Source organism: Micromonospora sp. NPDC003776 (assembly GCF_053605645.1).
In genome coordinates, this window is record NZ_JBSGJR010000181.1 from 1 (window position 1) to 11250 (window position 11250).

Genomic DNA, 11250 nt, shown 5'->3' on the forward strand with positions numbered 1-11250 from the left:
TCCACCGCGGCCACCGAGTTTGTGGGGGGCGCGCGCGCGGCCGTGCGGCTCGCCCAGCGCAAAAAACAGAGCTGGTGGCGGGGCAGCGCCTGCTGCGCCTGCCCGGCCCCGACCGGGGTGACCTCCCGGGCGATCCGTTCCATCGTGCGCGCCAACTGCTCGGAGCCGTCGTCCAGGTGCCGCGCCGCCGCCCGCATGTGCGAGATCATCATCTCGCCGAAGATCCGCAGCGCCTCCCGCGTCGCCACCGAGTCGTCGAAGTTCGGGCCGGCGGTGCTGCGGTACTGCGCCACCGCCCGCTCGGCCTCCTGCTTCGCCTCCTCCGCCGCGGCACGCATGTAGCTCTCGTACTGCATCTGGGCGTACTCGGCGACCCGCCGCGCGTAGTCGTGCGCCTGGGCGATGATCTGCTCCGCCTCCCGCTGCGCCGCCGACAGCAGGTTGACCTCCTTGGCCGCCGGCAGCGTCGCCGCCGGATCCGTGCTCGGGATCACCCCGTGCCGGTGCAGCTCCAGGTGATCTTGCAGCCGCTCGGTCTCCGCCCGCAGGTTGGCGATCTGCGTGGCCAGCAGGTCCAGCTCGTCGGCCACCTGCAGCTTGAACCGGTCCACGTCGGCGTGGTCGTAGCCGCGCCGGGTGAACGACGCCGCGTCGAACTCCCACCGGCGGACCCGGTCCGCGGTCAGGCGCACCTGCACCCCGCCGGTGAACTGTCCACTCTCGTACCTGCTGATCGGGGTCGCGCTCACCGGACACCTCCGGATTCCTCAGGGGCGGTCGCGGTCCGCCAGGCCGGCCCGTACCAGTGCTTGCCGAAACCCTCGTGGTGCACCTGGTCGGCGTGGAAACCAGCCTGGGTCAGCGCCGCCAGCGAGTGGCTCACCATCTCGTCGGAACCACACACGTACACGTGCCGCGACCGCCAGTCCCCGTCCGCCAGGGCCCGGTCCGCCACCTGCACGAACTCGCCCGGACGCAGCGGATCCATCCCGACCACGTACGTCACCGTCAACCACGGGTGCGACGCCGCCAGCTTGTCGATCGCGTCGTTGTCGTAGAACTCCATCCGCGACCGGGCGGCCACGTACAGGTCCACCCGGCGGCCCCCACCCTCGGCGGCGACCTGCTCGACGAGGGCCTTCACCGGCGCCCAACCCGTGCCGCCGGCCAGCAGCAGCAGGTCCGACGACCCGGCCGGCCACAACGTCAACCGGTCACCCACCGGCGAGGCCAGGTGGATCTGGTCACCGACGGAACACCCGTACACCAGCCGCGACGACACCACACCACCCGGCGTCGCCCGCACGTGCAGCTCCAGCGTCCCGTCCGGACGGGGAGCGTTCGCCGGCGAGTAGTACCGCCACGTCCGCGCCGCCGGATGCGACACCCCGATCGACTGGCCCGGCGTGAACGGCAGCAGGTACTGCGGCCGCAGCGTCAACACCGCCACGTCGAACGTGCGCCGCTCGTGCCCGAGGATCTCGGCCACCCACCACGGCGGGGACACCGACTCCGCGGACTGCGCCGCCTCGATCATCACCTGCGAGACCAGCCCGTACGCGGCCGTCCAGTCCGTGGCCAGCTCCTCGGTCCACTCCTCACCGAGGAAATGCCGCAACGTGGCCACCAGCGCCTCACCGACCGCCGGGTAGTGCTCCGGACGCACCGCGAACTTGCGGTGATCCGCGCCCAGCTCCTGCAGGAACCCGACGAGCCGGTCCACCTGGTCCACATGGGACACGATGTGCCCCAACGCCGACACCAGGCGGTCCCGCTGACCGGCCATGTTCGTCGGGAACATTTGCCGCGTCTCGGGGTACGCCAGGAACAGCGTCGAGTAGAAGTAGAGCGGCACCTGGTCGCCGTGCGCGGCGACCAGGGACCAGCTCCGCTTGAGCCGTGCCGCGTCCACGCTCAGGCGTTCCCCACGGACACGACCTGGTCCCGCACCTGGCCCAGCACGACCTGCACGTCGGCGATGATGTCCGCCGGCACGCCCAGCTGCGACAGCGTCGCCGTCAGGTGCTCACCGACCAGCGCGTAGTGCGCCGGCGGGATGTTCAGCGGCTTGTGCGCCTCGGCCAGCCCACGGCCGGCGTACTCGTTCGGGCCGCCCAGGACCACGGCCAGCATCAGCGCGAGGTGCCGGCGCTGCTCGGGCATGTTCACGTTGGTGAAGTAGCCGGCCAGCTCCGGGTCGGCCAGCACCTTGTCGTAGAACAGCTCCACAGCCGCCTTCACCGCCGCGGCGCCGCCGATCCGCTCGTAGTGCGAGGTCGGGGTGGTCTCTTCCGTCACCGTCATCGGTTGTTTCCTTCCGGGAGGGGTACGCGGCCGGGACCGCGGAGGGGCAACGGCAGCCGGCGCGCGCCGCACGACAGAGTCCGCCAGAACAGCCACGCGCAAGCGGCCGTGTCGGACCATAGCGTGCTCGCCCGAACGGTTCACCCCTGCCCTGTCTTGTTCCCGACAACCGTCAACTACGGACAGTCAGCATCGGGGGTGGCGGCGGTCACGTCCTGCACTCGGGCCGCGACGCTGCGTCGAAACCCGGCCTCCGCCGGGGTCGACACCGGTCCTTTCCGGACACTCGCCCACCCGACCCCCACCGGCCCCCGGACCCACCACGTCACCTGCGCACACTCCGGCATGCGCGAAACGCCACCCGGCGCCGCCCGCAGCACCCGCCGGCCCCCGGCCGGAGCCGCCCCGGCAAACACACCCGGTAACCAAAAAAGTGGACCGCGACCTACCCATTTGGGCGCGTCGCGGTCCACGGAACGGACGACAGGCGGATCAACCCGCCCGGCGACGCGCCCGGCGCGCCGCCAACTCGTCCCCCACCGACTCCGTCGCCTCGGCCGGCTCATCCGCCGGCGCCGCCGGCTCCTGCCCACCCACCGGCTCCGCCGGCAGATGCGACAACGAACCCTGGATCTCCTTGAACGCGCCACCGATCGCGATGCCGAACACCCCCTGGCCACCCTGCAACAGGTCGACCACCTCCTCCGGCGACCGGCACTCGTACACGGTCGTGCCGTCGGAGATCAACGTGATGCCGGCCAGATCCTCCACCCCACGCGACCGCAACGCCTCGATCGCCTTGCGGATGTTCTGCAACGACACCCCGGCGTCCAGCAGCCGCTTCACGACCTTCAACACCACCAGGTCGCGGAAGGAGTACAACCGGGACGTCCCCGACCCCGAAGCGTCCCGCACGCTCGGCACCACCAGACCGGTCCGGGCCCAGTAGTCCAACTGCCGGTAGCTGATGCCCACCGCCGAACAGGCGGTCACCCCCCGGTAACCCACCTCACCGTCAACGACCGGCTCCGGCTGCTGCCGTTCCGAACTCGGACCAGGATCCCGCGGCTCGTGCATCCGGACAACCTCCCCGCCCAGTGCGGTGACACGCCGTCTCCCCGTACGTGCACCCCTCGACACCGGCAACCCTATAGCGGCCCCCGGCACTTACCGAACAGGAAGCACCACGACACGCCGCGCAGCCACCAGGAAGATCACCAACACCGGCCCACCGCCGCAACCGCGACAGCCGCCACCGCGCCCGCCGGGCCCACCGGCCCGGCACCACTCAGCCCGCGAAGTCCTCCGGACGCACCTGCTCCAGGAACTCCCGGAACTTCTCCACCTCGTCCTCCTGCTCGTCCGGGATCACGATCCCCGCCTCACTGAGGACCTGCTCCGCACAACGAATCGGAGCCCCCACCCGCAACGCCAACGCGATGGAATCGCTCGGCCGCGCCGACACCCGAACCCCGTCACCGATCAACAGATCGGCGTAGAAGACGTTCTCCTTCAGCTCGGTGATCTCCACCGCCCGCAACGGCGCCTGCAACGCCGCCAACACGTCCCGCAACAGATCATGCGTCAACGGCCGCGCCGGCTTGACCCCCTGCTGCTCGTAGGCGATCGCCGTCGCCTCGACCGCGCCGATCCAGATCGGCAGATAGCGGTCCCCCTCAACCTCCCGCAGCAGGACGATCGGTTGGTTGCTGGGCAGCTCCACCCGAACTCCGACCACGCTCAGCTCGCGCACCGCCGCCTCCGTGTCGTCGTCGCCTAACGCACCGCGCCCTTCCCTGCACGGTACACGGACCGCGACACGAGAGTCCCATGCGCTACGTGCACCACGCCCCGCCGGAAAGGGGTTACCCCGGCAAGCCTACGACACGCTTCCCGCAACAGATCTTTCCGCGCCCACGGACGCAACAGGGCCGGGCGCCCCCACGACACCCGGCCCCACACACCTCAGCGACCCAACGTCGACCGCAGCCCCACCCGCACCAGAGCCGCGTGCAACTGCTGAGACAACGCCACCAACTCCCGCGCCGTCTCCGCCGCCCGGGCCCGCGCCGCCGGATCACTCTGCCGCGCCAACGGCGCCACCAACTGCGCGAACAGACCGACCTCCCGATCCGCCGCCGTCCGGTACGCCCGCAGATGCCGCGGCTCCAACCCGTACGCCGCCAACCCGGCCACCGCCCGGGCGATGATCAACGCATCCGCGTCATACCACCCCGGCGGGTCGGACACCAGCACACCGAGCCGCTCCAACTCCACCAACGTCGACTCGTCGATGCCGCTCCGGGAAACCAGATCAGCCCGCCCCAGCCGCGTCTCCGACGACTCGGCGGACTCCTCCACCTCCCGACCCGGCACCTCACCAGCGGGACCCACCGCCACCAACGCCGGCCGCTGCCGACCCGGCGCCGCACCCGACGCGTCCCACTCCGCCAACTGGTCACGGATCACCCGCAACGGCAGATACTGGTCCCGCTGCGCGGTCAACACGAACCGCAACCGCGCCACATCGTCCCAGCTGTACTTCCGATAACCCGCCGGCGTCCGCTGCGGCTCCACCAGGCCCTCGGCCTCCAGAAACCGCAACTTCGAGATCGTGACGTCCGGGAACTCCACCCGCAGCTGCGCCAACACCTCACCGATACTCATCAGCGGGGTGGAACGCGCCGCCCCAGGCGGCGTCGAAGCCGCAGGCTCGTTCACCCCCGGCCGGCCTCCTCCTCCGGACGCGGACCGGCGATGAACACCACCCGGAACTTACCGATCTGCACCTCGTCACCATTGCTCAACGTGGCCGCCTCGACCCGCTCCCGGTTCACATACGTCCCGTTCAAGCTGCCCACGTCCCGCACCGTGAACGTGCCACCGTCCCGGTGGAACTCGGCGTGCCGCCGAGAAACCGTCACGTCATCGAGGAAAATGTCACTGTCGGGGTGCCGCCCGCTGGTCGTCACATCGTGATCCAACAGGAACCGGGCACCCGCGTTCGGACCCCGACGAACCACCAGCAGCGCCATACCCGGCGGCAACGAACCGGACATCCGGCTCGGCACCACATCGGTGTCCGGCCCCTCCAGCACTTCGTCGAGCGAACCGAGATTGAGCGTCGAAGTGACGTCGAGTGGGGGGAACTCGTCGTCTGGCCGCGTCATGGGGACCACCTCACGGATCTGTTTCGGTCGGCGTCGGGGTAATGGCGGGTCTGGCCGCCGGGCAGAACCACACCCGGCGGCTGGCTCCCCGTGCCCGGGAAGGCGCATTCCACAACGCTCAACTATTGGGTTCTCGGTCGACTGGGCGAGCCTAGCCAGCGCCGAAATGCAGGGCAACCGGACGCGCGGAGACAGCACCCCGCGCACCCGGGCGGAACGACAACTCAGCTCTCAGTGAGCTCGCGGTACGCACCAGCGGTCAACAGACCCTCGACCGCCGCCGGATCATCCGGGGTGATCTCCAACAACCACCCCGCACCGTACGGATCCGTGTTGATCACCTCAGGCGTGTCGGCCAGCGCCTCATTACGCGCCGCCACCGTCCCACTCACCGGCGCGTAGATCTCCGACACACTCTTGGTCGACTCGATCTCACCCAGCGGCTCACCCGCCGCCACCACCGCACCCGCGTCCGGCAACTGCACGAACACGATGTCACCCAGGGCGTCCTGCGCGAAGTGCGTGATACCAACCCGGACGGCACCGCCGTCACCACCGGTCACCCACTCGTGCTCGGCGGTGTACCGCAGATCCTCAGGAATCACCAGCTGCGTCCTTCATCCATCGGTGCACCGGCACGAAACCGGCGCGGCCGCGGCCGGTCAGGAAACCGGCCGGGCGTGATCCAGCTTGATCGGCGCGTGCAGCTGCGAAACCTCCACAGCCTCACGATCCTCGGGCGTCACGTTACCGCCGGCATCCCGCACCGACGCGACCACCCCGCCGGGAATGTTCAACGCCGTACGCATCGTGGCCGGATCACCGATCACCGTGATCGTGAACGGACCGGCCAACCGCCGCCCGTCCACCACCAGACCACCGCCACCGGCGTCCACGAAATACGTCGACGCGATGATCCGCACCGCCGTCCCGTCCGACCCCGCGATCTGCATCGCCTCCGCGCCCGCGCCCCGCAACTCCTGCACCGCGTCCAGGATCCGCGCCGACGAGATCGCCTTTTCCGGCCCCTCGAACCGCACCACCAGGCCCGGACCCACCGCCGGCAACGTACCCGCCAGAATTCCCAGCTCGTCCGCCCGCCGCGTCGCCTCATCCAGCGCCGCCTGACGACCCTGCGCGCCCGAGCGCAACTGGCGCTGGCTCTCCTCCAACGCCTCGATGTCCTGCCGCAGCCGCCGCTCCCGCGAATCCAGATCCGACGAGATCCGCACCAGATCCTCCTCCCGCGTCGCCGCGAGAGTCGGATCCGTCGACGTCGTCTTCAACTGCACCACCAGGGTGAACCCCAGCAACGCCAGCAACACCGCGATCATCGCCCCGGCCGACGTCCACCGCCGCGCCGCCCGCGCCGGCTCCGCCACCGGCCCGTCACCCGCCGACTCCTCCACCGGCGGCACATCCACCGCCGGCTCCGGCTCCGACTCGGCCGGTGCCACCGGCTCCGGCTCCGGCTCCGCCGGCGCCAACGGGCTCAACTCGTCCGGATCGGGCGCGTCCGGGCGCGGATCCGGCTCACCCGCCGGACCCGTCGGCCGCCCCGGCTGTGCCGGAACCGGCCACCCCGTCCCCGTCTCCCTGTGCTCCTCGCTCATCGCCCTCAACCTACGCCCGGAACAGGTGCCGACGGATCGCCGCCACATTCCCGAAAATGCGCACCCCGAGCACGACCACCACACCGGTCGACAACTGGCCACCCACCCCGAGCTGATCACCCAGGTAGACGATCAGACCCGCCACCAGCACGTTCGAGATGAACGACACCACGAACTGCTTGTCGTCGAAGATCCGGTCCAGCTTCGCCCGCACCCCGCCGAACACCGCGTCCAACGCCGCCACGACAGCGATCGGCAGGTACGGCTGCAACGCCGCCGGCACCGTGGGGTCCAGATACACCCCGAGCACCACACCGGCGAGCAACGCCACCACCGCGATCATCGGCCACCTCCGGAGGGGCTGGGAGACGTCCGCGAGCCGGACGGCCCCGGACTGGTCGAACCGGCGACACCCGAACCCGACGGCGACGGGCTCGGACTCACCGAGGGCTCGGCGTAGCGTAGCCGCGGCTGCGGCGCTGCCGGCAGGGTGAGGCCCTCGGCCTCCTTCACCCCGAACGACAACCCGGTGGCCTTCGCCACCTCACGCATCAGACCGGCCGCCCGGCTGCCCTCGAACCGGTCCCGCATCGACCCCGGACCGATCGCCGACACCTCGTACGGGCTCGTCACCGGCCGGTAGTCCACCAGGATCGCCTCACCGGCCGAACGGATCGTCGACGTCGCCGTCAACCGCTGCCCGTTGATCGCCACCGCCTCCGCGCCCGCCGCCCACAAGGCGTTCGCCACCTTCTGCAGGTCGGAGTACAACACCCGGGACGGGCCGGCATCCGCCCCCGTCACCGCGTCCTTGTCCTGCGCCGCGTCGGCCAACCGGACCACCACACCGTCACCGCGCACCCGGCCCAGCCCGGTCCCCGCCTCCAGGCTCCGCAACCGCGACGCCTGCGAGCCGCTCAGCGCCGCATCGCGCTCCCGGCCCACCTCCTCGCGCAGCTGGTCCGCGCGCGCCGTCAGCCGGTCCGTCTCCGCCTCACGCTGCTTGATCTCGGCGATCAACCCCGCTCGGGCCTTCGCCCGGCCCGGCTCCTCCGCCATCGTCTCCCGGTACGCCACCGCGAACAGGAACCCGATCACCACGATCACCACCAGGCTGACCGGACGCCCCAGCACCCGCCGCACCCGCGACATCGGCACCGTCCGCCGCCGCGCCGCCGCGTCGGCGTAACCGGGGTCGAGCGGGTTGCGAAACAACTCGGTGAGGAAGTCCGGCGCGTACACCCGCGCCGACGGGTCCCGGCCGTCCCGGACCGGCGCGCTCACGTCGCCACCCCGGCCCGCCGCTCCCGCATCGCCCGCACCAGCCGGCTCGCCTGCACCACGTACATCGCCCCGGCCACCCAGTAGAGCACCAGACCCCACCAGGCCAGCCCCCACCCGATGGCGCCGGCCACCGTCGCCGCGTCCGGCACGGACGCGGCCAGCAGCAGGGTCGGGAACGCCGCCAGCAACAGGAAGGTGGCGGTCTTGCCCACGTAGTGCACCGGCGGCGGGCCGTACCCGTAGCGGCGCAGCACCCCCAGCGACCCGAGCAGCAACAGCTCGCGGGCCAGCAGCGCGGCGGTGAACTGCCACGGCACCACTTCGCGGGCGGTGAACGCCAGCAGCGTGGCCAGGATGTAGAGCCGGTCGGCCAGCGGGTCGAGCAGCTCCCCGAGCCGGCTGACCTGCTGCATCCGGCGCGCCACCCAGCCGTCCACCCAGTCGCTGGTGCCACCGATCGCCAGCACCACGATCGCCGCCACGTCGGCGCGCACCACCAGGAAGAGGTAGAGGAAGAGCGGCACGCCGACGAGCCGGACGAAGCTGATCAGGTTGGGCAGGGTGAGGACGCGGTCCCCCACGACCGCCGTCGTACCGCCTGGAGCGGGGTGCTCCGACGGAGCCGGCCGACGCGACACCGAACCTCCCTTCGCAGCACGCTCCGGCGGCCGACCGTGATCGGCCGCTCCTCCAGGCTCGTGCGCGTTGCCGGCCGGTCAGCGCCGGCGCCCTCTGCGATCCCGGGCTGGGACCTCCCCGATGCGGCCCACGACCCGTGGGCCGGCCAGTTGCGCTGCCACTATATCGGGCCCCGCTGCCCCGTTTCGGGGCCTGCTTTCCGCGTCGGGGTCGTCGTTTCTGTGTGTGGCGCCACACACCCTGTAAGGCGTCCTAGGACACTAGCGGGTTGGCGGGAAGCCGCTGAGATGGACACCTGGACCCGTGCGGCTCAGGCCGTCCGGGCGGCCGAGTCGGTGTCGACCGGCGTGGTGACAGCGGCCGCCTGGCTGAACGCCAGCAGCGCCAGCAACAGCTCGTGCTGCACCCGGTTGGGCATCCGGTCCAGCACCGCCTGGACCGCGTGATGGCGCCGCTCCTTCAACTCCTGCAGCAGGGTCTCCGCGGCGGCCGTGGGCAGCAGGCGCACCTCACGCCGGTCGCGGGGATCGGCCACCCGGCGCAGCAGACCGACCGCCTCCAGCCGGTCGCAGAGCCGGCTCGCCGAGGAGGGCACCACGTCCAGCAGCTCGGCCAGCCGGTTCACGTTGCTGTGCGGGTGCGCGACGATCAGCGAGAGCACGCGCAGCTGCGTCGGAGAGACGACGTTGTGCCGTGCGGTGGCGGAGTCGAGCACACCGATGAGCGCGTCGGCAGCCGCGTCGATGGCTGCGGCAAGATTCGGAGGTCGCTCCACCGCTGTCCCCTGGGCTCGTCCCGCTCGTGTTTCCCGCCGGTCCGGTTACCGCCCGCTCGCGTCGACCGGGCTGGAACCGCGCCAGTCCAGGCAGACGACGACCGCGTCGTCACGGAGATCCGCGTCGGCGTGGTACGCGTGCAGTTCGCGCATCACCGTACCAACTGCTTCGGTCGCCGGCTGCAACCGAGTGGACCGCATCGCCCGCGCCATGGCCCGATCCCCGTAGCGTTCCTGGCCATCCGGCTGTGCGGCGTACACCCCGTCGCTCACCACGAACAGCCGGTCCCCCGGCTGGACGGCGAACTCCTGCACGTCGTACCTGGTCTCGGCGAACATGCCCAGCGGCAGCTGCTGCTCCAGCGCGATCGGGCTGACCGTGCCGCCACGCAGCCGCAGCACGTGCGGTGACCCGGCGTCCACCGCCCGCACCACCCCGCGCCGGGTGTCCAGCTCCAGCAGCAGCGTCGCCACGTGCCGGCTCCCCCGGTGCTGGTAGAAGATCGTGTCCGAGGCCAGCTCGGCCTGCTCCACCAGGCTGCCGCCCGAGCGCCGGGCGTTGCGCATGGCGTTCACGGTGACCGCGGTCAGCATGGAGGCGGCCAGGCCGCTGCCGGTGCCGTTGAGCACCGTCAGGGTGAGCCGGTCCCCGTCCACCGACCAGTCGAAGTGGTCACCGCCGATCGTGTACGCCGGTTCCAGCTGTCCCGCCAGCACGAAGTCGCCATGGGTGACGCTGCGGCCGGGCAGCAGGTCCCACTGCATCTCGGCGGCCATGCTGAGCCGTTCCCGCCGGCGGACCCGCCGGTAGCGGTCGGTCTCCCGGTCGGCGGCGCGCAGCGCGACCGCCAGCTCGTCCGCCGCGTCCCGCATCGCCTCGACGGCCGGCGCGGCCGGCGACCCCGGCAGCTCGACCAGCAGCACCCCGAGCCGCTCCCCCCAGACCGACAGCGGCAGGTAGGCACGGCAGCGGCCGTCCTCGCCGGCGTCGAGCACCGGTTGCTGGCTGCTGAAGCAGCGCTGCGCCACGCCCTGGCGGGTCAGCGAGCCGCCCTCGGGCAGGTCCGGGTCGAGCACCGGCCAGAGGCCGCTGAACCGGTAGTCTGCGATGAAGACCTCGGCCCGTGAGGCGCCGAGCGCCGTACGGAGCGCCCGGTCGGCGGTCTCCGCCAACTGGTCGGGCGGCGCCGCGCGCAGTGCGCGCGCCACCTGTCCGGGCCCGTGCGGCATGCTCATCCTCCGAGGACTATTGCTGTAGGGCAAGCATCATACGGAGGGCGGCTGAAAGCCGGACGCCCCGGCTCCGCCCGGCCGGCCGGGCCGCTGGCACCCCGACCCGGCCATGCGCGCTGAGCTGCACGAACGCCGGACGTGACCGCCTTGGTTGCTCCCACTATGAACCCCTCCTCCGGGAACTGCTCTGAAGATGTTTCAGCCTTGCAGGGTGGCGATGAAGCGCTCGGCG

At 71.4% G+C, this 11250-nt stretch carries 14 protein-coding genes; all 14 read right to left on the reverse strand.

What is annotated here, in order from left to right; all coding sequences use genetic code 11:
* A partial coding sequence (locus tag ACWEVO_RS16775; RefSeq protein WP_452308435.1) for a DivIVA domain-containing protein occupies positions 1 to 749 on the reverse strand: 749 nt, incomplete at its 3' end.
* Positions 746 to 1912 carry a globin domain-containing protein gene (locus tag ACWEVO_RS16780; protein ID WP_452308436.1) on the reverse strand — a complete coding sequence of 389 codons (1167 nt, stop codon included), beginning with the start codon at positions 1910 to 1912 and terminating at the stop codon, positions 746 to 748. The genes ACWEVO_RS16775 and ACWEVO_RS16780, both read right to left, overlap by 4 nt.
* A gap of 2 nt (positions 1913 to 1914) precedes the next feature.
* On the reverse strand, positions 1915 to 2304 hold the full coding sequence (locus tag ACWEVO_RS16785; RefSeq protein WP_452308437.1) for a group I truncated hemoglobin: 390 nt from the start codon (positions 2302 to 2304) through the stop codon (positions 1915 to 1917).
* A 492-nt stretch (positions 2305 to 2796) separates the two neighbouring features.
* Entirely contained in the window at positions 2797 to 3381 is a 585-nt protein-coding gene (locus ACWEVO_RS16790) for a MerR family transcriptional regulator (protein ID WP_452308438.1), read from the reverse strand.
* A 211-nt stretch (positions 3382 to 3592) separates the two neighbouring features.
* On the reverse strand, positions 3593 to 4057 hold the full coding sequence (locus ACWEVO_RS16795; protein WP_073833177.1) for a bifunctional nuclease family protein: 465 nt from the start codon (positions 4055 to 4057) through the stop codon (positions 3593 to 3595).
* A gap of 212 nt (positions 4058 to 4269) precedes the next feature.
* A complete protein-coding gene (ftsR, locus tag ACWEVO_RS16800; RefSeq protein ID WP_452308439.1) occupies positions 4270 to 4971 on the reverse strand; it encodes a transcriptional regulator FtsR in 702 nt (233 codons plus the stop codon).
* Positions 4972 to 5021: 50 nt separating this feature from the next.
* The gene (odhI, locus tag ACWEVO_RS16805; protein ID WP_007071101.1) at positions 5022 to 5474 is read right to left on the reverse strand and encodes an oxoglutarate dehydrogenase inhibitor Odhl; all 453 of its coding nucleotides are present in this window, start codon (positions 5472 to 5474) and stop codon (positions 5022 to 5024) included.
* 224 nt (positions 5475 to 5698) lie between these two features.
* Positions 5699 to 6079, reverse strand: coding sequence for a glycine cleavage system protein GcvH (gcvH, locus tag ACWEVO_RS16810; protein ID WP_452308440.1), 381 nt, complete (start codon positions 6077 to 6079; stop codon positions 5699 to 5701).
* A gap of 57 nt (positions 6080 to 6136) precedes the next feature.
* The gene (locus tag ACWEVO_RS16815; RefSeq protein ID WP_452308441.1) at positions 6137 to 7087 is read right to left on the reverse strand and encodes a DUF881 domain-containing protein; all 951 of its coding nucleotides are present in this window, start codon (positions 7085 to 7087) and stop codon (positions 6137 to 6139) included.
* Between the two features lie 10 nt (positions 7088 to 7097).
* Positions 7098 to 7430 (reverse strand): small basic family protein, encoded by a 333-nt coding sequence (locus ACWEVO_RS16820; RefSeq protein WP_452308442.1) that lies wholly within the window; start codon positions 7428 to 7430, stop codon positions 7098 to 7100.
* Entirely contained in the window at positions 7427 to 8371 is a 945-nt protein-coding gene (locus ACWEVO_RS16825) for a DUF881 domain-containing protein (RefSeq protein WP_452308443.1), read from the reverse strand. The genes ACWEVO_RS16820 and ACWEVO_RS16825 overlap by 4 nt, the downstream gene beginning before the upstream one ends.
* Entirely contained in the window at positions 8368 to 9009 is a 642-nt protein-coding gene (locus ACWEVO_RS16830; RefSeq protein WP_452308444.1) for a CDP-alcohol phosphatidyltransferase family protein, read from the reverse strand. The genes ACWEVO_RS16825 and ACWEVO_RS16830 overlap by 4 nt, the downstream gene beginning before the upstream one ends.
* Before the next feature lie 311 nt (positions 9010 to 9320).
* A complete protein-coding gene (locus tag ACWEVO_RS16835) occupies positions 9321 to 9785 on the reverse strand; it encodes a MarR family transcriptional regulator (RefSeq protein WP_452308445.1) in 465 nt (154 codons plus the stop codon).
* 45 nt (positions 9786 to 9830) lie between these two features.
* Entirely contained in the window at positions 9831 to 11021 is a 1191-nt protein-coding gene (locus ACWEVO_RS16840) for a PP2C family protein-serine/threonine phosphatase (protein WP_452308446.1), read from the reverse strand.
* Positions 11022 to 11250: the final 229 nt, after the last annotated feature.

Excerpts from the sequence above, each read along its gene's own strand:
- ACWEVO_RS16840 (WP_452308446.1), bottom strand. The coding sequence starts at position 11,021 with ATGAGCATGCCGCACGGGCCCGGACAGGTGGCGCGCGCACTGCGCGCG.
- ACWEVO_RS16815 (WP_452308441.1), bottom strand. The coding sequence starts at position 7,087 with ATGAGCGAGGAGCACAGGGAGACGGGGACGGGGTGGCCGGTTCCGGCA.
- odhI (WP_007071101.1), bottom strand. The coding sequence starts at position 5,474 with ATGACGCGGCCAGACGACGAGTTCCCCCCACTCGACGTCACTTCGACG.
- ftsR (WP_452308439.1), bottom strand. The coding sequence starts at position 4,971 with ATGAGTATCGGTGAGGTGTTGGCGCAGCTGCGGGTGGAGTTCCCGGAC.
- ACWEVO_RS16820 (WP_452308442.1), bottom strand. The coding sequence starts at position 7,430 with ATGATCGCGGTGGTGGCGTTGCTCGCCGGTGTGGTGCTCGGGGTGTAT.
- ACWEVO_RS16785 (WP_452308437.1), bottom strand. The coding sequence starts at position 2,304 with ATGACGGTGACGGAAGAGACCACCCCGACCTCGCACTACGAGCGGATC.
- ACWEVO_RS16790 (WP_452308438.1), bottom strand. The coding sequence starts at position 3,381 with ATGCACGAGCCGCGGGATCCTGGTCCGAGTTCGGAACGGCAGCAGCCG.